The sequence below is a fragment of the Oligosphaera ethanolica genome, from assembly GCF_030814695.1.
Lineage (GTDB): Bacteria > Verrucomicrobiota > Lentisphaeria > Oligosphaerales > Oligosphaeraceae > Oligosphaera > Oligosphaera ethanolica.
Genome location: NZ_JAUSVL010000001.1, coordinates 5686233 through 5707343, shown reverse-complemented (window position 1 = coordinate 5707343; position 21111 = coordinate 5686233). Strand labels below are relative to the sequence as shown.

The following is a 21111-nucleotide window of genomic DNA, read 5'->3' as shown; positions in this document are numbered from 1 at the left end:
TTACCATACAGCAAGAAAACCAGGCAGCCAAGATTAATTGGGTCAATTTGATTTTTAATTGGAATTAATATTGTTGTGCGCTTGACGCTGATTTCTTCATGCGTATAATTAGTGTATGGTTCGGTTGAGTTCTTGAACGGTGACGTGTTGAGTGGAATCTGAGCAAGCGGGCCTTGGGCGGTTCAAAAGTGAAAGGGTATGGTGCGTCATGAAGAGGAATAGGCATTGCGTGCTGATGGTTGTCGCGTTTGTCTTGGCGACCGCTGGGTCTTGGGCGGGGATTGATGGGACCTGGCGGCATTTAGCCTATGAAGTGGACACCATGCTGCATTGGTCGTCTTTGATCAACGCATCAGGTGCGCTCAATGGCACAATGAATTACGAGGAAATTCTTTCTGACGATGATGATGGCAGCGGTACCGTTCCCTTGACGACGGTTTTTCATGAGCGCGGGGGGGTGACGGTTGATGTTGGCGGGGGCGAGGAAATCTGGAATTTGTACCGCAATTTGGCTGAGGACGTCATGGGCGGCATTGGTGTTGACGAGGAAGACGAGTTGGTGGCGTTGAAGCTGTTTGTGCAGCCGGCGACCAATCACAGCGCGGCGGATTTGGGGGGGCGCTGGCATGTCCGGCGTTTGCTTTTTGAGCCTGGCGCACCGGCTTTTGTTGGTTACGGCAAAGCCGAGGGCAGCCTCAATGGCATGATGACGTCGCGTTGGGAGTACAGCCCGATGGAGACGGCTGAGAAGGAGCTGGTCGTGAGCAGTACGATTACGGCTGCCGGCGTGGTGTCGTTGACGGTACGGGTGCCGGTGACGGGGGCTCGTGGCGAGCTGGAGGATTTCAGCTACACGGGTTACATGAATGCCAGTCGTGATGTCATCATCAGCACGAGCGCGCCCAATGATGCCGAGGCGAACTGGAATTTGCTGGTGTTGGTCAAGCAGGCAGCGGCATACAGCCGGGCGGATCTGGCCGGCACCTGGGCGATGGCGCAGATGTGGATCGGGCCGGATGGCATGGATGATGCTGCATTAGATCCGGAATACGCTGGCTACTCGCGGGGCATTGGCGCACTCAATGGCCGTTTTAATATTGAAGAAGGCGGCGATGTTTATTCTGGCTGGCGCGGCGAGCGTGATATCGTCGGTCTGAAATCTTTTGTGTATAGCGATGGTCAGGTCAAGATGATGCCTTTGGACGGCGGCGCGCCTCTTTCCGGGCAGATGAATGCGTCAAAGAACGTCATTGTCTGTGCTGATAACGCCGATGGCGATGTCAATTACAGTGTTTTTGTGAAAGTAAGCGAAGAGGGCTTTGGTGGTTTCACCTACTCCATTGCTGGCGGCAAGGCGACGGTGACGGGCTATGACGGCGCCGGCGTGGCGGTGGTGCCGGCGACTTACAATGGCGTGCCGGTGACGGCCATTGCCGATGGCGCTTTTGCCGACAACCAGTGGTTGTTCAACGTGGTCATGCCGCCGTCGATAACGCGCATTGGCGCGGAGGCATTCCGTGGTTGCGTGGGTCTGGAGTGGCTGGCGATGCCGGAAGGACTGGTGAGCATCGGTGTGGGGGCATTCAAGGACTGTGACCATCTCGGGGCGATCTTTTTCAAGGGTGGGCGGCCGACGGCAGATGGCGTCCTTGGCTCGTCGGCCATGGGTAGTTTTGCGGAGGGTAATCCTGGTTGGGGAAACAGTGCTAGCGAAATGCTCGGCGGCTTGGTCGTGGGAAGAATTGATTATGCCCCGGAAAGTGATTTTGAGACCTACGAGATTCCCAACGTTGGCGTGTCGCTTACCCAATACAATGGCTCTGGGGACAGTGCGTTGTATGTAAATGTGCCACCAACGATTGGCGGCAAGCCCGTGGTGATTTTGGGCAATGACCTATTTGCCTACCGGCCTGAAATCCGCCTGCTGATTTTGCCGGAGAATTTGCTTGAGATTGGCCGTGGCAGCGTGGCGACCTGCGAGAATTTGCGCACCGTGATTTTGCCGTCGACGTTGCAGAGTATTGGCGAATACGCACTGGAGGACAACGAAAGCCTTCTTTATGTAGACATTCCGGAGGGTGTTGCTCAGCTTGAACCCGAGGTCTTTCTGGACTGCTCGCGGCTGGTTTCGGTAAGCATGCCGTCGACGATCAATTACATCGGCGACTTCGCCTTTTCGGGCTGTTCACTGCTAGGCAGTATGAGCATCCCAGCGCCGGTAATGTACATTGGCGATGGTGCTTTTATGGGCTGTAATTCATTGGTGCGATTCATTGTTGACGCGGAAAATGATTTTTTTGCGTCCACGGCTGACGGCGTGTTGTGCGACAAGGCGCTGACCACGCTCATCCAATATCCGGCGGGGCGACTAGGGCCCTATGCAATACCGGCTTCGGTGACGGGCATTGCCCCCTGGGCGTTTCATTCCGCAAGACTGCAAAGTATTGACATCGGTGCCACGATCGTTGCGATTGGCGCTGGTGCCTTTGCCTTATGTGACGAGCTGCAGGTGCTCAACGTCGCAGCGACCAATGCGCAGTTCAGCAGTGTGGGCGGCGTGTTATTCAGCAAGGACGGCACGGCGCTGTTGCAGTATCCCGGCGGGGTGGCCGGTGCTTACAGCGTCCCCGCTGGCGTGACCCACATCGGGGCCTTCGCGTTTGCGGGTTGCTGGCGCTTGAGCGGCATTGAGTTGGGTAGCAGCGTGCAGACCATTGGTGTGGGGGCCTTTGCGGAGTGCATGGCCTTGCGCGAGGTGGCGCTGCCGGCGGGCTTGCAGCGTATTGAGGAAAGCACTTTTGAAAGTTGCCATTCCCTGCAAAATGTGCCCATACCGCCGAGTGTCACCGTCATTGGCGAATCGGCGTTTGAGGACTGCTACAGCCTCCGCCAAATCGTTATTCCGGAAGGTGTGCTTAGTATCGGCCCGGACGCTTTTGACAACTGCGTGCAGTTGCAGGCGATTGTGGTGCCGGACAGCGTGACCGAGCTTGGTGAAGGTGCTTTCGCTGAGTGCGAGCGATTGGCAACAGCGGTGTTGGGACGCGGCGTGACGGTCATTCCCTACGATTGCTTTTACGGCTGCTCAGCGTTGCGGGAGGTTACGATTCATGGCGCCCTGACTGAAATCGGCGAGTATGCATTTATTTATTGCCAGTCACTGCCGAATTTTGTTGTCCCGGCGACGGTGACGATGATTGATACTTTTGCGTTTTGGGACTGCCCCAGCCTGGCTAGCGTCGAGTTCATGGGGCCAGCACCCCAGATTGGCTGGCGGCCATTTCCGGTCAACCTGAGTAGCAAGCTCTATTACTGGGTCACGCAGCCCGGTTGGGATGCTCTTGATGGTTCGTGGGATGTGTACGTCAATCAGCTTGAAGGTCGGGTGCGGACCTTCCGGGTGGTGTTTGACATTGGTGCGGTTGCCCAACGCGTTGGCGGCGGCGCCTTGGAGCAGATTGTGGAGGAAAATCAGATGGCGGTCCCGCCGGACCTGCAGACAGTCGGGCCGGCATGGACTTTGCGTGAATGGGAGCCGCAGCCGGGAGTCATTACTGCCGACGCCACCTATCGAGCGCTGTACGCGTACCACTACGAATTGCCTGGCGGCTGGGATCTCATCGGCGCCCCGCTGCAGCCGCGAGCAGAGCAGGTGTATGATAATTTTGGGCAAGGTCTCACCGGCTTTGACGCCGCCGGCCGGCAATATGTCCACCCGAACATCATCGCCGTGGGCAAGGCCTACTGGATATTCACCGAGGCGGATGAGCCCGCTGACTTACTTGGCTATTCACCGAGTGATAGCGGCCTCAATGAGTTGCTGCCCGCTGGCTGGAATTTTGTTAGTCCGGCCTTGCCGGTGGCGGGCCTGCCGCAAGGAGTCGAGGCTGCCTGGGAGTGGACTGGTCAGACCTACCAGATGTGCACTCAGATCGTGCCTGGCCGTGGCTACTGGTTGTATCAGTCGCAACAGTGATGTGATTGGACGTACAAAAGGTGCGGCCCCGCCTGGCGCGATGTCAGGCGGGGCCGCGCTTTTTTGTGAGCAGGGGGGGAAGCTGGTCAACTCCCGCAGACTGGTGCACCGCTTTTCTCGGCCACGAAGAGATGCGAGTACGACTTGCTGATGGCCATGTCGTCCGGGTAAGCGACTAGGTAGGCGAACTGGCTGATGACGATAGGGTCTTGGAAGAGCGGGTTTTTGGCGGTGCTGAAGTCGATGCGTTTTTTGGTCACCAGCTTGGCCTCGCGGATGGAGAGGATATTGCAGAGGCCTTGGCCGAGGACGCGCTTGAGCGTGAAGCCGTGTGCAGCCAGCATCGCCTCGACGGCGTCGCGCGCGAAGATGTGCCGGTGATAGGGGTTGGTGGACGCGCCGTCGTCGCCGGTGCGTTCATAGCGCGGGTTGGGAACCGAGAGGAGGAGGGTGCCGGACGGTTTGAGGGCACGGGCCAGCAGGCGCAGCAGGGCGTCTGGATGGTCGACGTGCTCGAGGATTTCGAAGGCGACGGCGAGGTCGTAGTGGTCGAGCGCGCAGGGGGGCTCTGCGGCTGTACTGTTGGCGTCAAAAAGCCGGTAGGCGATATTGCGCGCGCAGTGGCTAGTCCGGGCGTCGTTAAGGTAATCGGCATTGACATCGAAGGCATCGACCTGCCGCGCGGCCTGGGCGAGGATGGCGCTGCCGTAGCCGTTGGCGCAACCGAAATCCGCTACCGTGCAGGTGCCGTTTTGGATTTGGTTGATCGTGTCTTTAGCGAAGAGATAACGCCCGAGATGCTCGATTTTGACCCAAAAGCACGGGTCTTCCTGCATAAACGGGTCGATGAATTCGCGGTCAATCCACATGTGTGTGGGTCCTATTTCGGCGCCATTGTGGGGAAGGTCGGTGGGCTGAAGTCGTGTCGTTTGCCTAAGGTAATGTCGGCAGCTGCACATGCTAGAAGCGGCGGTGAAATGGGCGCGCTAGGCTCCGCCTGCTGGCCTCTGGCGACGGCGCGGGCTGAAAGCCCGCCTGGAGTTTGGCAAAACTCGACATTGCGCCGTAGGCGCTTAACCATGCTTAACCCCAGGCTTTAGCCTGGGGAAATGGCTCCATCCCGGAATCCGTGCCTCGTAGAGGCACTACTTTGCCTGACTTTCGCCAAGGACTCTGAAAAAAGTTCTTTTTGATCTACCGACTGCGCCAGCAGTACCAACTGGCAGTATAGTCGGAGCCCCATCTTGGAACATCGAAAAAACGGCTTACTATCAGCCATTTTCTCTCTCACCCCATGAACGAAAACTGCAGCGATAGGCAACGTGGACGCCAAAACTGTAGTGCCTCTACGAGGCACTGTTTTGTGGTGGTTGTCCACCCCAGGCTGAAGCCTGGGGTTAAGCATAGTAGTGCGCCTACGGCGCACCAAAGCCAAGCCAGTTTTTCTCCGTTCCGGCTCAAAACCGACCAGAGCCTGAAGGTTTTCCCGCGCCGCAAAACGCCAAACTCCAGGCGGGCTAAAAGCCCGCACCACGGTCGGAGGACGGTGCGCCAAGGGCCGCCTGTTACTCTACGGCTCAATTATCAATGACTCCTATGAAATCCGCTGCCTGGTTAGCCACCCATGGGTAATGGTTGGGCGGCGGCGGGCCGTGGGTTTCCTGCAAATTGTCCCCGGTGTTTTCCCCACCGGGGTGGTTACTGACCGATGACTAGGCTGGCGTTATTCTGCTTGTGGGGGCATTTTGGAAACGGGGTAAAGCCCGTATATTATGCCGCTTGGTTCCGGGTGTCTTTCATGGCGAGTTCACAATAACGGCAAGGTGGCGAACATGAAGTTAACGGGAGTATTGACCATGGCGGTGACGATGACCATGAGTGGGCTGGTGGCTTCAGCGGCCTGTTATTATGTGGACAGCAGCGGCGGCAATGACGGCAATGACGGCTTGAAACCGGAGAGCGCCTGGCAATCGCTAACGCGGGTCAATAGCGCGCCCCTGGTGCCTGGCGACGAAGTGCTTTTCAAGCGTGGCGGGCTCTGGCGTGGCGTCCTCGCACCGCGTTCTGGCGAGCCTGGCAAGCCGGTCCGTTATGCGGAGTACGGCGAGGGGCCGTTGCCCATATTGCAGGGGTCTGTTGCCGCGGATGTCCCAGCCGACTGGGAGGAAGTCAGGCCCGGGGTTTGGCGGACAATACCGGTGCGCATGGCCGACTTTCAGCCCATTGAAACCGATGCGGGGACGAAGCCCTGGGGACGGCACCAGGAGGGCGGCGCCGCCGTGGCCATCAGCAATGCCGCCAATGAGCAGGGGCTGAATGTGGTGACTCTGCAGGTGGCAACGAGCGGCGTGAGCAGCAACCACGTGCAGCTGTGGGGGCCGGAAATGCCCGAGTTCGCTGAATGCATGGTATTGCACATGCGTGGGCGCAGCAGCAAGGCAACGCGGTTGGAGGGCATCAACATCTGCCAGAATAGCCTGCCGTGGACACGCTATGCCAACGGCCGCACGGACGTGAAGTTGGCTGACGAGTGGCAGGACTTCCAGATTTTCTTTGAGCGGGTGATTGGCACGGCGCCGACCATACGGCTGCTGCACATGTCGGTGGGCGGCGTGTTGCCTGAGGAAGCGACGATTGAGCTGCAGATCGTGCGGGCGGAAAGCTGCCGGCGTGTGGGCGGCATGGCCTTGCCCGTCGATGTGGGCAATGTCATCTTTGATCACGGGCGGGCCTGCGGCTGGAAGAAGTGGTCGGAGGACGATCTGGTCAATGTTGGCGATTACTATTATTCGCCGCACAGTCAGTGCGTGTATCTGCGTCATGACGGCAACCCGGGCGCGGCGAACAAGAGCATTGAGCTGGCCTTGCGCACGACCATCATCAACCAGGGGAATAAGCATGACGTGCTGTACGAAAACCTCGCCGTGCGCTACGGCGCGGCCCATGGTTTTGGCGGTGGCGACACCAAGCGCATTGTCATCCGCGGCTGCGACATCTACTACATTGGCGGCGGCCATCAATACACCAAGAACGGCCGGCCGGTGCGCTTCGGCAACGGCATTGAATTCTGGGGCAATGCCGACGAGCACCTGGTGGAAAACAACCGCCTGTGGGAAATCTACGACGCGGCGCTGACCAACCAGGGGCGCGGCGACGGCAAGAAGATCCGCTCCATTGAGACCAACATCACGTACCGCAACAACGTGATTTGGAATGCGGAGTATTCCTTCGAGTACTGGAACAACGACGTCACGGAGAACATCATCTTTGTCAACAACACCTGCGTGGATGCGGGTACGGTGTGGTCGCATGCGCAGCGGCCCAACCCCAACGGCGCACACTTGATGTTCTACAACAACTCGGCTAAGACGAAGAATTTTGTTGTTCGCGACAACATTTTTGTGAACAGTACGGAAGTGTGCATGCGCATGTGGAATGTGTGGCAGGAGCTGCCGCTGCTTGACTACAATCTCTGGCACGGCGGTGGGCAGCCGCTGGTGCGCTTCGAGAAAAAAGGCGTTTTCGGGGCGGGCGACTTTGCCGCCTACCAGCAGGAATTTGGCTTTGACCGCAACTCGGTGATTGCCGAGCCGGTCTTTGTGGACCCGGCCCGGCGCGATTACCGCCTGGCGCCGAATTCACCGGGGCTGCGTGGTGCGTCGGATGGCGGGGCTTTTGGCGCGCGGCTGCCTTGAAGTGGGCGCGCGCAAAGGCCCTACCAGGTCGTCATTGATCATTGTCGATGGCATCATTGAGATGCATTCACGAGGCGGAGCACATGGCGAGCAATACGGACTTAAGCATCATTCCTTTTTCGCATTTGGATCTCTTTTGGGCGGGTACGCGAGAGGAATGCCTGTCGCGCGGTAGCCACATCATCCGCCAGGCGCTGGCCCTGTTGGACGCGCATGACGACTACCGCTTCATGATTGAGTCGACCAATTTTCTTGAGCACCACCTGAGTTGTTTTCCCGAGGACCGCGAACGCCTGCGGCGCTATGCGCAGGCGGGACGCCTGGAGTTGGTGCCGCTGCGGTCGATCATCTATTCGCATCTGCCCAGCGGTGAGACGACCGTCCGCAATGTCCTCTATGGCTTGGACGAATGCCAGCGGCTGCTGGGGGTGAGTCCGGACATTCTGAGCATGTCCGATATTCCCGGCGCGACGCCGCAGTTACCGCAGCTGACGGCGCTGTTTGGCATGCGGGTGCTGGTGTTGTCTCGCGGTTGCCCCGTGCATACGGATTTTGCGCGGTGGCACGGACTGGATGGCACAGTGGTGGACGCGTACTATCCGCTGCACTACGCCAGTCTCGCCAACATGCTCTCGCCATTTCCGGAGGCGGAGCGGCGCGAGGCCGGTCGCAAGCGCTTCGCGGACTACTGCGCAGCCGTTGACTACCCGCAGATCATGCATTGGGGCATGGACCTCTACGCGCCGACCGAGGACATCTATCAGTTCATCAAGAGCTGGAATGCCGAAAGCACGCGGCCTCTGCGCTATGCTACCTTCAAGGAGTTCTTCGCCAAGACGACGCCCGTGGCGGTGAAAGAGCTTTACGGCGAGATACCCAGCGAGTGGCCGAATATCGAAAGCAGCTGGCCAGACCTGTGGCCGCAGGACATCGCGGCGGAGATGATGCTGCATGACGCCGAGTGGTTGGCCGCCGTCAATGTCCTCATGGGGCGGGACGATCGGCCCGAAGCGGGCTTGCGGCAGGCATGGGACTGGCTGCTGGACGGCATGGACCACAACCAGAATGGCATCGGCGGCGAAATCGCCGACGAAGACAAGCTGCGGCTGAAAACCAGCGCGCGGGACGTCGCCCGGCAGTGCTTCGAGGCCCTCAGCCGGCGTTTTGCCGCGCGGACGACGGCGCCGCGGCCGCATGCATTCCCAATCGTCATTTTCAACTCGCTGTCTTGGCGCCGCAGCGAACTCGTGCGGGCGCGCACAGCCGTGTACGGCGACAGCTTCGCCGCCTTCCGGACCACGAACGTGCCACATAACGCCGTCAGGCTGATTGACGACGCGGGGCGGGAAGTGCCCTGCCGGCTCGTGCGCCATCTCAATATGGTCGCCGATACCTTCGAGGTGGAATTTTTCGCGCAGGACATCCCGGCTTTTGGGGCTCGTGCGTACTACCTCGAAGCGGCGGCGCGCGCGGCTTTGCCGGCGCCGGCGGGTGTTATCCATGACGACCGGGACCTTGATCGCCGCCACGGCAACCGCCCGGTCGGTCGCGATGAGTTTGAAAACGACTTTTTCAAGCTCTCGGTCGACCGCATCAGCGGCGGCGTGTCGATCCACGACAAAGTCCACGGGCGGCCGCTGGTCACTGACGCGGCGATAGTGGGCGTCGAAGAGCGGCGTGGCAATTACATCAGCAGCATGCCGCTGTCGGGCCGGGTCATGCCAGCGATTATTGATGGCGTGGAGTGGCCCGTGCATGACGCGCTTAGCACCGTGGTGGAGATTACCGGGCGCATCTACAATCAGCGTTTCACGCAACGTTTGACGCTGTGGGCTGACCGGCCCTTGATTGAGCTGGAGAACCGCCTTGAATGGCGCGAGCACCGCTATGTGCGCATAGAGCAGAGCTTTCCGCTGCAGAGCACGCAAGACGTGCAGTGGTGCTATGGCGTGCCATTTGGGCAAGTGCGCTATCCCGAGAGCATTTACTACCGGTCGCATCCAGCGGAAACAGCCGCGCCTAGTCCGACGAGCCAGTTCAAGGCGATGGACGTGACCGACGTGAGCACGATCCGCCTGGCGCGCGACTGGGTCGACGGCGCGGATTCACTGAGTGGCGTGACCATCGGCGCCGACCATCGCATGTGGGTGTTCAATGGCAATACCGCGAGCTGCTGCATGTTGCGAGGCATCGGTTGCACCTCTGGTGGCGTGCAGATCAACGAAGACGGCAGCAAGACAAGCGTGCAGCGGCCGCCTTTCGGCGATTACGTCTTCCGGTTCCGGCTGGAGCCCCGTGATGCTGGGGCGCCGGTGGCGGGCCGTTGTGGCCACGAACTGAATTCGTCGTTGCGCTGCGTTGGCGTGGGCCTGTCCCAGCCGGCGGCGCCGGGCGCGGCGCCGGGCCTGTCCTTGCCGGTGTTGCCGGATTGCAGTGACACGACTGTGGTTGTGTCGTGGGTGAAGATCGCCGAGGAGAAGGCCGGCGCGGTCGTGTTGCGTTGCTATGAAAGTGCTGGAGCGGCGGCGTCTTTGCGCCTGCCGGCGCAACCGGGCTACGTCTGGCGTCTGGCGGATTTACGGGAGCGGCCCTTGGCGGAAGAACCGGGCGTGGTGTTGTCATTTAAGCCCTATGAGATCAAGACGCTGCTGCTCGTGCCGCAGGCATGACCGCGGTCCAGTGATAGATGATGTTTTTTGCCCACCGAGTTGGCATACGAAGGAGCTGTCATGAGAGACGCTGACGTACGTGACTGCAATGGTTGTCCGACCCTCCACATTGATGGCCAGCCGGTGACCGGGTTGATGCACTGGAAATGGAACGTCGAGGAAGTCGATGCGGCCAATTTTGGCCGCTGCGGTGTGCAGTTGTTCTCGTTTATCGGTCAGCTGTGGCTGGGCGCCGGTCCGGATCCATCCCAGCCGGTGGTCTATGGCGATGTGCAGACGCCTTTTCCGGCGATGACGCCCGAGGTGATTGACCGGACGATGCGGACCCTGCTGGCCGGTAATCCCGACGTGCTGGTGCTGCCGCGCATTCGCATGGTGCCACCGGAGTGGTGGAAGCAGGCGCATCCGGGCGAGTTGATGGTGCATTATTCGCTGGACAAACGCGAGTTTGTGAGGGGGCCGCTGGCGGCGGTGACGTCGTCGCGCTGGTTGGCCGATGCGACACGGGCGCTGGTGGCGGCCGTGGAGTACTTCGAGGCGCATTGGGGCGACCGGGTGATTGGCTACCACACGGGCTTTGGGCACTGCGCGGAACACGCCTATTTTTGGGGCAATGTCGTCAGTGATTACAGCACGCCGCAGCTCAGGGCATTTCGCGAGTGGCTGCGCAGCAAATACGGCAGCGTCGATGCGTTGCGTACGGCCTGGGGACAGCCTACGCTGGATTTCGCCACGGTGGAATTCCCACCGCCGGCGAGCGTGCTGGGCGCCGCCACGTCGATGTCGCCGCTGATGCTCGGTGCGGGCAGCCGTTGGCGGGTGGATTTCCAGCAGTTCACGGCCGAGGCCATGGCCGATTCGGTGATTCTGCAGGCCAAGACGGTCAAACGGACGCTGGCCAAGCTGGGGCGGCGCAAGGTCTATAGCACTTTCTACGGCTACATGAACCTCGAGGCCAATAGCGCGGCGCATTTTGGCGTTGGCCATAACGCCCAGCAGCGGGTGCTCAGCTCGCCGGATGTCGACATGATCTGCGCACCCATCAGCTATGCGGCGCGGCAGCCTGGCGGTTTCAGCACCGCGCAGGTGCTGCCCGGCAGCATCGGCCTGCACGGCAAGCTCTACTACGGCGAGGACGATACCGGCACGCACCGGGCCAGCGCCCACCACGGCTACGTCGCCAATGACGCGGACGGCGCGGTGAATAACCTCCGGCGAAATTTTCTCGACATATGGCGTTCGGGTGGGTCGCTGTGGTGGATGGATCTGCGCGGGCAGGGCTGGTTTTACGACGACGCGCTGTTGGCCGAAATCACGCGCCTGCGGCAGTTTGCTGACGAGACGCTGGCCCGGCGTGCTAGCACGGCAGCGATCGCGGTCTTTGCCAGTGACCGCAGTGAGCACGCGATGCGTGGCTATCCGCTGCGCTTTGCGGGGCTGTTCATCGAACAGCAGCTGCATGAAATTGCGGCGATTGGCGCGCCGTACGACATTTATCGCATTGAGGACCTGCCTGAGCTGGTTAAGAAGGGCCGTCTGCAGCAATACCGTTTCTGCGTGGTGCTCAACGCATTCATGGTGGACGACGCGTTGCTGCGGCTCATGCGTCAGCGGCTTTGTGCAGAGGGTCGGACCGTGCTGTGGTTCTATGCGCCGTGTATGGTCCATGACGGCAACAGCGATGTGGAACGGGTGAAGGCCCTGACCGGCATGGACTTCGCGCTTGTCAACCAGGGCCGGGCGTCCATGCTGACGGAGACCTGGCTGGACGGCCAGCGCGTCGTCTATGGCTACAGCGGCAATCTCTTCCCGCGCCTGAGCGGCAAAGACCCGTCGGCCGAAAGCCTGGGCTATTATGTCGAGGGCACGAGCATTGTCGCCCCCGGTACGGGCGATGGCGCCGCGCTGATGGCGAAACGCCTGCCCGACTGGCGTTCCATTTGGAGCAGCTCGCCGGGCATGCCGTCGGCCTTGCTGGCGCATTTTGCCGCCGAGGCCGGCGTGCATCTCTACGGCAGTCGCGGCGACCAGATACTTGCGGGACCGGGCTGGCTGAGTGTGCACGCGAAGTGCAGCGGTGACCTGGCGATTACCCTTCCTGCACCGGCGACGGTGCGCGACGCCATCAGCGGCGAGGAACTGGGCCAGAACCTCCGCACCTTCACGCTGACCACGACCCGCGGCGAAACTCGGCTATTTCAGATTGGGTAGAACGAGGCCGCGTAAGGCCGTGATGTCGTATAAGGAACACCGATGTTATTGAGTTTGGCCCTGGTGCTGATGTTGGGAATAATCGCGGCGCAGCTCTGCGAGCGGCTGCGTTTGCCGGGTTTGCTGGGTATGCTGCTGGTGGGTATGGCACTGGGGCCGCACGCGCTGGGGCTGCTCGACGAGAAGCTCATGGCCATCGCACCGGATTTGCGGCAATTGGCGTTGGTGGTGATACTGACGCGGGTGGGGCTGTCCCTGCAACTGACCGAGTTGCGGCGCGTCGGCCGGCCGGCCTTTCTCATGTGCTGGCTGCCGGCGTTGTTTGAGATCGCCGGCATTGTCTGGCTGGCGCCGTTGCTTTTGGGCGTGAGTATTCTGGAGGCGGCGATACTCGGCGCGGTGGTTGCGGCGGTGTCGCCGGCGGTGATTGTCCCGCGCATGTTGTCGCTGATGGACCGTGGCTACGGCGGGCGCAAAAGCATCCCGCAGCTTTTGGTCGCGGGCGCGTCGGTGGACGACATCTTTGTGATCGTGCTGTTTTCGTCATTTGTGGCGATGGCATCTGGCGCTGGGGTGACGCTGGGCAGCGTTGTCCGCATACCGCTGGCGGTGGCATCGGGCATTGCGGGCGGAATTGTTCTGGGATTGGCGTTGGCGGCGTTGTTTCGGCGTCTGGAGTTGCGTGATTCGCTCAAGGTACTCATTCTGTTGAGCATTGCTTTTTTCTGCATGGCCTTCGAGCAGCGTGGGGTTGCGCCATTTTCGGCCTTGCTGGCGATTATCTGCATGGGTTTGACCCTGCTGCGGCGGGAGCCGGCGGTGGCGCGGCGTCTGGCAGTGAAATTCAGCAAAGTGTGGGTGGCTGCGGAGATACTGTTGTTTGTGCTGGTCGGCGCGGCGGTGGACATCCGTTACGCGCTGGCGGCCGGGCTGCTGATCGTGCTGTTGGTGGTCTTGGCGCTGGTGTTTCGCATGGCGGGCGTGTGGTGCAGTTTGCTGGGTACGCCGCTGGCGGCGCCGGAGCGTTTTTTCTGCATGGTGTCGTACATTCCCAAGGCGACGGTGCAGGCGGCCATTGGTGCGGTGCCCTTGGGCATGGGCCTGTCCTGCGGCCCGCTGGTGTTGGCGGTAGCCGTGGTGGCTATCTTGTTGACGGCGCCTTTGGGCGCCCTGGCCGTCGATCTGAGCTACCGGGCCTGCCTGGCGCAAGATCACGTCCCAAAGGAATGAGCGCCTAGAAGGGGCGTTACACCCGCCATTCAGGCGTCGCGGCCGCTGGCCGCTTCCAGGGCGAGGAGCTGCCGTTTGATAGCCAAGCCGGCCCGGAAGCCGCCGGGGGCGCCATGGGCGGCAAGGACGCGGTGGCATGGCTGGATGATGGCGATGGGATTGCGGTTGCAGGCTTGGCCGATGGCGCGCGCCGCGGCGGGTTTGCCGATTGCTGCGGCCAGCTCGCCGTAGCTGCGGGTTTCGCCGTAGGGGATTGCGCGCATGACCGTCCACACGGCCAGCTGGAAGGGCGTGCCTGCAGGTTGGATGGGCAGGGTGAAGATGCGGCGGGCGCCGGTGAAGTACTCGTGGAGCTCCGCACACGCCTGGCGTAGCAGGGGATGCTGGTCGTCGCGAACGCCGCAGGCGTCGGGGGCGACGTCATCGCCAGGCAGGCCGAGTGCACAGATGGCGCTGTTGCTGGCGACGATGGTTAGGGTGCCGATGGGGGAGGGCATGGTGGTAAAGACTTTGGTGCTCATGCGGGGTGCTCCTGATTATGCCGGGCTGATGTCCTGGCCGTCTGCGGGGAGGCGGTGCACGAAGCGCCAAGCGAGGATTAGTGCGATGATACCGGAGAGGATATCGCTGGCCAGTCGTGCCCAGAAGAGCCCGGGGAGGCTGCCGAGGACCATGGCCAGCAGCGACAGCGGGATGTGCATGCCGATAATGCGCGTGGCCTTGAGCCACGCGTCGGTGCTGGGGCGGCCACAGCCGGTGAAGGCAAAACCCGCGAAGCGGAAAATCTCGACCATGAACAGGCCGTAGGGGATAATGCGCAGATACATGACCATGATCTCCTGAACGGACTGTTCGGGCGTGAAGAAGACGACGATCTTCGGGGCGAAGATGATGAAGACGGCGCCCATGGCGATGAGGAAGAACGCGGCGGTGCCAATGGCGAAGCGGAGGCACTGGCGCACGCGGCTGTAGAGTTTCGCGCCGTAATTCTGGGCGATCATGGGCATGAGGGTGATGCCGACGGCCATGGGGAAGACGAAGGCGACCATCTCCAGGCGGGTGGCGGCAGAAACGGCGGCGACGGCGGCATCGCCAAAGGACGCGGTGATGCGCGTGGTGACGGCGTTGCCGATGGGGAAGAGCAGCATGCCGAGAATGCCTGGGATGGCATAGCGGATGATGGTCCGCCAGGCCTCGAACAGCCTCGGCAGGGCAATGCGGCGGAAATGCAGCAGCTCGGCTTGGCGGAGGATAAAGATGATGACGACCGCAGAAACCATCTGCGACAGCACGGTGGCGATGGCCGCGCCGCGGATGCCCATGCCGGGCACGGGCCCGAAGCCGAAGATGAAGAGGGGGTCGAGGACAATGTTGACGAGCATGCCCAGGATGGTCATACTGCTGGCGCTTTTGGGCTTGCCGGCGGCAATGAGCGCTTTGTTGCCTTCCATACTCAGACCGGCGGTGAAGCAGCCGAAATACCACACGTCCATGTAACGGCGGACTTGCACGAGCGTCTCGCCCTCGGCGCCAAAGGCCGCAAAGAGCCAGTCGGCACTGAGGATGCCGATGGCTGCCAGTAGGACGGCGATGATGCTGACTAGGAGCAGGCCGGAGCTGACCAGCAGCGCGGCTTGTTTGCTGTCGTTGCGGCCCAGCGCGTGGGCCATGGTCGCCATGATGCCGCCGCCAGTGCCGTGGAAAATACAGCCGACCAACATGACGACGGGAAAGGTGAAGCCCATCGCGGCCAGTGGCGCTTCGCCACCGAGCTGGCCCACAAAAAAGGTGTCGGCGATGTTGTAGCCTGACATGGCCAGCGTGCCCGCCAACATGGCACAGGCCGTCTTCAACATGGTCGTGCCAACTGGCCCGTGAATGTATTCAGCTCGGATGGAACTCATGGGGATGTCGTTTTCGATAGGGTGGACAGGATGGACAACGAAAAACAGTTTGTTGATCCGACGGATCCGACGGATCGGACCGATCGGTCTGCGAAAAAACAGTCAGTTAAGCCAACGGATCAGACCGATCAGGTAGACGGATCAGACGGATCGGACCGACCAGGTAGACGGATCAGTCCGATCAGTCCGATCAGTCCGATCAGTCCGATCGGTCCGATCGGTCCGCGAAAAAGAAAATCAGACGGATCAGACCGATCAGAGGCTGAAAACGTCAGATCTCTCCGGTCATTTTTTCGACGGGAAGTTGGAATGCCTTGATGCCCTCGTGGGTGCCGATTTCGTCGCGGATGGTCTGTATGGTGGTCATGATTTTGTCTGCCATGGCGTCGTCGGTGACGATCATGAGGGCGGTGTTGGCGCCTGGCCAGACATTGTCGTCCATTTTCGGGCCGCTGCTGACGCCTTTGCCGACGAGTCGTGGCCACTGGGTGTAGCAGGTGACGCCGAGTTTATCGATGGCGTCGTGGACTTCTTCCTGGATGGAGATATTGAAGACAATGATGATCATTTTCATGACGGTATTTCCTTGCGTTGCCTGGTGGTTGGTCAGGCTTGGGCGGTGCTGGCGGCGGGCTGTTTGTCTTTGACCATGATGCTGTAGAGAGTGGGGATGAATACCAGGGTGACCAAGGTTGAGATAGCAAGGCCGCCGATGATGGCAACGCTGAGCGGCGACCACAGTTCGGAGCCGGTGGCTCTGGACATGGCCATGGGCAGCATGCCAAAGATGGTGGTGAGGGTGGTCATCAGCACGGGGCGGAGGCGTTGGCGGCCGGCCATGGTGATGGCGTCGCGCACGGGTATTTTGCGGGCAAGGAGGATGTTGGTGAAATCGATCAGCACGATGGCGTTGTTGACGACGGTGCCGACCAGCATGATCAGACCGATGAAAGACATGATGTTGAGGGTCATGCCGGTGATGGCCAGCGCGAAGATGGCGCCGGCAAAGGCGAAGGGGATGGAAAACATGACAATGAAAGGCGCCAGGTAGGACTCGAACTGCGCGGCCATGATCATGTAGACCAGCAGGACGCCGAGGATGAGCATTAGGGTGAGGTCGCCAAAGGCCTTGCCTTGCTCCTTGATCTGGCCGTCGTAGTCAATGGCGACGCCGGGAGGCAGAATGATATTGTCGGCGATGGCCCGTTTGAGGTCGGCGCCGACTTCGCCGAGAGAGCGGCCGTAGACATCGAGTTGGAGGTAGATCACGCGCTCCTGGCCGGTGCGGTTGATAGTGACTGGCCCGAGTTCCTCCGTGACGGTCGCGAAGGAGTCCAGGCGGATGCGGTTGCCGTTGACGCTGATTTCGCTGTTGAGGATGTCGTTGACCGTGCGGCGCTCGACTTCGCCGAGCTGCACGAAGATCTCGTATTCGTCCTCGCCTTCGCGGAACTGACTGGCTTCGTTGCCATAGAAAAGCGTGCGGATGGACGAGACAATGTTGACGACGTTCACGCCAAGCACGGCGGCGGCTTCGCGGTCAATGTTGATGACCAGTTCGCGGTTGCCGCTATCGAAGGTGATGATTGGATCTTTGCAGCCCGGGATGTCCAGGGCCAGCGAACGGATTTTCTGGGCGATATCCAGGGTGGTGTCCAGATCGTAGCCAAGGATTTGAACGACAATTGGCTTTTCGTTGTCGCCGCCCATGATGCGGCTCATCAGGCGGTTGGAGGTGGCCAGGGACACCCGGTCGAATTCGGGCCAGCCGCGCAGCTCGCTGAGCACGGCTTCGCCGAGTTCGGCGACGCCGTAGGGACGTTCTTCCAGTGGCAGGAGTTTGATGTTGACTTGGCCGATGTGGGAGCCGCGGCCGCCCCAGCCGCTGGAAGCGCGGCCGGCGCGCCAGTTGGTGAAACGCACCGCGCTGTCACGCGACTGGCCGAACTCATCTGGGGGGATCTGACCGTTGAGGGCGACGATGAGTTCTTTTTCTTTCTGGTAAATAGTGTCGACGATCTTGCGGCCGGTGTGGGCGGTGAGTTCGGCGCGGGTGGATACGGGTAGCTGAAAACGGATGGTCATCTCACCGGTGTCTTGATCGGGGGTGAATTCGGTGCCGACAAAGGGGATGGTCAGCACGCCCGCGCCAATCACCAGCGCAGCTAAAATAACGACGGCGCTGCGATGCGCCAGGCTGAAGCTAAGGAGATTGCCGTAGGCGCGCTCGAAGGCGAGAAAATAGCCTTCCGAACGCAGATAAAGCCGGCTGTTCCATGATTGCTTTTTGCTGGCTTCGTCGATTTCGCGTTTGCTTCGGGGGATGGTTTTGAGCAGTTTTGAGCTCAACATGGGGGTGAGCGTGAGCGCGCAGGCGAGGCTGGCCAGCAACGTCGCGGTGACCAGGCCGCCCAACTGCCGGAACATGATGCCCGAGGCGCCTTCGACGAAGACCAGCGGCAGGAAGACGCAGATGGTGGTTGCCGTCGAGGCCAATAGGGACAGACTCACCTCCGAGGCTGCGAACATGGACGCCTCGCGCACTTTCACGCCGCGGTTGACCTGGCTGGTGATGTTCTCCAGGACGACAATGGCGTTATCGACCACCATGCCGATGGCGATGGCCAGGGCCGACAGACTGATCATGTTGATGGTCCAGCCCATGAAGAACATGAAGCAGAAGGCAATGATCAGCGAGAAGGGGATGGTCAGGACAATCACCAGCGAGGTGCGGATGTTGCGCAGGAAGAAAAAGGACACCAGAATCACGAAAAGGCCGCCCCAGTACACCGTGCTCTTGACGTTGTTGATGGATTGCGTGATGAACGTGCTGGAGTCGTTGACAATAAAGAACTCGATGTCGCGGGGGACCACGGCTTCGAGGCGGGACAGCTCGGCAAGGACGGCCTCGCAGACTTCGACGGTGTTGGCGCCGCTGCGTTTTTGGACGATCATGATCATGCCGTCGCGCCCCATGGTCTCGACATACTGGGTGATTTCCTCGAAGGAGTCGGTGATCAGGGCGATGTCCTTGAGGCGGACGATGGCGCCGTCCTTTTGCAGGAGGGGGATCTCTTTGATTTGTTCGGGGCTGACATAGTCGCCGAGGATGCGGATGGTGTACTCGATGATGCCGATCTTGAGGTTGCCGGCGGGTAGTGTTTGGTTTTCGTTGGCGATGGCGTTCTCAATGTCGTTGAGGGTCAGGCCGTAGCCGGCGAGGCGTTCACGGGAAAGAGTGACGTTGATCTGACGCTTCAGACCGCCAAAGGCGTCAACCGCACCGACGCCCTCCAGGCGCTGCAGGGGCTGGAAGACTTCGTCGTCAATGATCTCGTAGAGTTTTTCGATGCTTTCGCGGGCAGTGACGCCAATCACCATGACGGGCATGGACGCCGAGTCAAATTTGTAGATGGCGGGATCGTCGACGTCGTCGGGAAGATTGCGTTTGACGGCGTCGATTTTTGAGCGCACGTCGTTGCTGGCCTCGTCGATATTGGTGCCCCAGGCGAACTGACAGGAGATGGTCGAGCGGCCCTCGGAGGTCGTGGAGCGGATTTCGTCGAGGTTGGCGACGGACCCGAGGCGTTTTTCGAGCACGCGGGTGACTTTTTGTTCCACGTCTTCGCAGGACGCGCCCTGCCAGGTGGTGGCGACGGTGACGCGTGTCGGCTCGATTTCGGGAGTGAGGTCCACGCCGAGTTTCATCAGGCAGATGATGCCGAGAGCGAGGACGGCGAGGAAGAGCATGGCGGTGGCAACGGGGCGGTTAACGCCGAATTCTGGTAGTTTCATAGGGATGTGGACCGTAATTCTGCTAGTTAATGCTTACAACCACGAATGGACACGAATGAACACGAATGCAGCGGTGGTGGACTGGCGTATACCACAGCGGATTTTTGGGTGGGGAGAGCTGGAGAGGAGCCACGAGTGGACACGAATGGATACGAATGCAGCGGTGGTGGACTGGCGTCCACCACAGTTATTTTTCGCCGGGGAGTTTGAGATTATTGCCTTCGATGCGGCGGATGGCGGCGCCGTCGGTGAGGCGGTGTTGGCCGACAACGACGACTTCGTCGCCCTCGTTGAGGCCGTCGAGGACTTCGACCTTGTTGGCGAAGCGGATGCCGAGTTTGGCGTCGACGGCGCGGACTTTCTCGCCGTCGACGACGTAGACGATATGTTTTTCGAGGTTGCGGATGGGCAGGCCGGTGTCAATGGCGACGACATTGTCGCGGGATTCGATGAGCATATCGACGGTGGCGTACATGCCGGGTTTGAGGCGGTAGTTGCCCTTGTCGTCCGGGGTGTTAGCGAGGACGATTTCGACCTGGGCGGTGCGGGTGGCCAAGTCGATGGCCGGGTAAATTTTACTGATGACGCAGTCGATGACGTCGCCGGGGAGTGACACCGTGCGGAGGCGGGCGCGAGTGCTGCCGGCACGGACACGCGGCAGGTGATTCATGGGCACGGAGAGAATGACCTTGACCTGGTCCATGGCTAAGATGGTAACAATGGCCGTGGTGGACGAGACCATCGCGCCGGGATCGACGTATTTTTTGCTGACGACGCCGTCCATGGGCGCGTACAGCTTGGTTTCCGAGAGGCTGATTTCTGCCTGGTGGAGTGTGGCCTCGGCCTGTTGCTGGGCGGCTTCGGCCTGTTGGACGCTGGCTTTGCTGCGCTCAATGGCTGCTTGGGCCTGTTGAATGGCGGCCTCAGCGGAGCGGATTTGGGCTTCGGCGGCTTTTTCGGCGGCCTCGACCTTGTCGTAGTCGGCGCGTGCCTGGTCGGCGGCGGTTTCGGCCTGGTCGTAGTTCTGTTGGGTGGTGGCCTGCTTTTCGAGGAGGTTCTTTTGCCGTGCCAGCTCGCGTTCCTTGTCGGTGCGGGCGGCCTTTGCGGATGCCAGCGCGGCGCTGGCGCTGAGCAGTGCGGCGCGTTGCTGTTCGGTATTGGCCTTGGCGTTGATGAGGCCGGCGTTGCTGCTGAGCACGTCGGCTTCGGCAGCGGCCAAGGATGCTTGGGCGGCGGCTAGGGCGGCCTTGGCATTTGCCAGTTGCGACTTCCATTCGCGGTCATCGATAGTCGCGATCAGCTGGCCCTTTTGGACGCGGGTGCCTTCGGAAACGAGCACTTCGTTCTCGACGGCGAGGGTGCTGAGGCGGCCAGAGATTTTTGGTTTGATATCGACGGCTTGCATGGCTTGGATATCGCCGTTGAACGTGAGCACTTCATCGATGCGGGCTCTGCCGATGCGATCGGTCTGGACGGCGATGGCGCTGTCACGGCGGCCGCCTTTGGCCTTTTGCGCTTCGTTGTGTTTTTTTTGTACGGTGATCATGCCGTAGATACTGCCGGCGAGGATGACGACCACGACCAAGGCGGTCAATACGGGAAGAATGACTTTTTTCATGTACGGATGCGTC

General features: G+C 60.7%; 11 protein-coding genes. 5 read left to right on the top strand and 6 right to left on the bottom strand.

The window, feature by feature from the left end; all coding sequences use genetic code 11:
• The first annotated feature begins 208 nt into the window (after nt 1-208).
• On the top strand, nt 209-3976 hold the full coding sequence (locus tag J3R75_RS19670; RefSeq protein ID WP_307265430.1) for a leucine-rich repeat domain-containing protein: 3768 nt from the start codon (nt 209-211) through the stop codon (nt 3974-3976).
• 86 nt (nt 3977-4062) lie between these two features.
• Here J3R75_RS19670 and J3R75_RS19665 read toward each other — a convergent pair whose 3' ends face one another.
• Nucleotides 4063-4845: a class I SAM-dependent methyltransferase gene (locus J3R75_RS19665; protein WP_307265427.1), complete on the bottom strand. Its 783-nt coding sequence runs from the start codon at nt 4843-4845 to the stop codon at nt 4063-4065.
• Nucleotides 4846-5808: 963 nt separating this feature from the next.
• On the opposite strand from J3R75_RS19665, the gene J3R75_RS19660 reads away from it, so the two are divergent.
• From J3R75_RS19660 to J3R75_RS19645, 4 genes are all read left to right on the top strand, one after another.
• Nucleotides 5809-7671, top strand: coding sequence for a right-handed parallel beta-helix repeat-containing protein (locus J3R75_RS19660; RefSeq protein WP_307265426.1), 1863 nt, complete (start codon nt 5809-5811; stop codon nt 7669-7671).
• 83 nt (nt 7672-7754) lie between these two features.
• A complete protein-coding gene (locus tag J3R75_RS19655) occupies nt 7755-10340 on the top strand; it encodes a glycoside hydrolase family 38 N-terminal domain-containing protein (protein ID WP_307265424.1) in 2586 nt (861 codons plus the stop codon).
• Nucleotides 10341-10400: 60 nt separating this feature from the next.
• Nucleotides 10401-12551 carry a beta-galactosidase gene (locus tag J3R75_RS19650; RefSeq protein WP_307265422.1) on the top strand — a complete coding sequence of 717 codons (2151 nt, stop codon included), beginning with the start codon at nt 10401-10403 and terminating at the stop codon, nt 12549-12551.
• 42 nt (nt 12552-12593) lie between these two features.
• Nucleotides 12594-13781 carry a cation:proton antiporter domain-containing protein gene (locus J3R75_RS19645; protein ID WP_307265419.1) on the top strand — a complete coding sequence of 396 codons (1188 nt, stop codon included), beginning with the start codon at nt 12594-12596 and terminating at the stop codon, nt 13779-13781.
• A gap of 29 nt (nt 13782-13810) precedes the next feature.
• Here the strand turns inward: J3R75_RS19645 and J3R75_RS19640 are convergent, their stop codons facing one another.
• The 5 genes from J3R75_RS19640 to J3R75_RS19620 all read right to left on the bottom strand — a co-directional run bounded on the left by J3R75_RS19640 (nt 13811) and on the right by J3R75_RS19620 (nt 21098).
• Nucleotides 13811-14302 (bottom strand): methylated-DNA--[protein]-cysteine S-methyltransferase, encoded by a 492-nt coding sequence (locus J3R75_RS19640; RefSeq protein ID WP_307265416.1) that lies wholly within the window; start codon nt 14300-14302, stop codon nt 13811-13813.
• Nucleotides 14303-14317: 15 nt separating this feature from the next.
• Entirely contained in the window at nt 14318-15685 is a 1368-nt protein-coding gene (locus J3R75_RS19635) for an MATE family efflux transporter (RefSeq protein ID WP_307265413.1), read from the bottom strand.
• 271 nt (nt 15686-15956) lie between these two features.
• Nucleotides 15957-16259, bottom strand: coding sequence for a PG0541 family transporter-associated protein (locus J3R75_RS19630; RefSeq protein ID WP_307265411.1), 303 nt, complete (start codon nt 16257-16259; stop codon nt 15957-15959).
• A 32-nt stretch (nt 16260-16291) separates the two neighbouring features.
• Complete coding sequence (locus J3R75_RS19625) at nt 16292-19480, bottom strand: efflux RND transporter permease subunit (protein ID WP_307265408.1); 3189 nt, start codon at nt 19478-19480, stop codon at nt 16292-16294.
• Nucleotides 19481-19667: 187 nt separating this feature from the next.
• Complete coding sequence (locus J3R75_RS19620; RefSeq protein WP_307265406.1) at nt 19668-21098, bottom strand: efflux RND transporter periplasmic adaptor subunit; 1431 nt, start codon at nt 21096-21098, stop codon at nt 19668-19670.
• Between the last annotated feature and the right edge of the window lie 13 nt (nt 21099-21111).

Bases quoted from the DNA above. Each gene is read 5' to 3' on its own strand.
- J3R75_RS19670 (WP_307265430.1), top strand. From the start codon at position 209: ATGAAGAGGAATAGGCATTGCGTGCTGATGGTTGTCGCGTTTGTCTTG.
- J3R75_RS19665 (WP_307265427.1), bottom strand. From the start codon at position 4,845: ATGTGGATTGACCGCGAATTCATCGACCCGTTTATGCAGGAAGACCCG.
- J3R75_RS19660 (WP_307265426.1), top strand. From the start codon at position 5,809: ATGAAGTTAACGGGAGTATTGACCATGGCGGTGACGATGACCATGAGT.
- J3R75_RS19655 (WP_307265424.1), top strand. From the start codon at position 7,755: ATGGCGAGCAATACGGACTTAAGCATCATTCCTTTTTCGCATTTGGAT.
- J3R75_RS19650 (WP_307265422.1), top strand. From the start codon at position 10,401: ATGAGAGACGCTGACGTACGTGACTGCAATGGTTGTCCGACCCTCCAC.
- J3R75_RS19645 (WP_307265419.1), top strand. From the start codon at position 12,594: ATGTTATTGAGTTTGGCCCTGGTGCTGATGTTGGGAATAATCGCGGCG.
- J3R75_RS19640 (WP_307265416.1), bottom strand. From the start codon at position 14,302: ATGAGCACCAAAGTCTTTACCACCATGCCCTCCCCCATCGGCACCCTA.
- J3R75_RS19635 (WP_307265413.1), bottom strand. From the start codon at position 15,685: ATGAGTTCCATCCGAGCTGAATACATTCACGGGCCAGTTGGCACGACC.
- J3R75_RS19630 (WP_307265411.1), bottom strand. From the start codon at position 16,259: ATGAAAATGATCATCATTGTCTTCAATATCTCCATCCAGGAAGAAGTC.
- J3R75_RS19625 (WP_307265408.1), bottom strand. From the start codon at position 19,480: ATGAAACTACCAGAATTCGGCGTTAACCGCCCCGTTGCCACCGCCATG.
- J3R75_RS19620 (WP_307265406.1), bottom strand. From the start codon at position 21,098: ATGAAAAAAGTCATTCTTCCCGTATTGACCGCCTTGGTCGTGGTCGTC.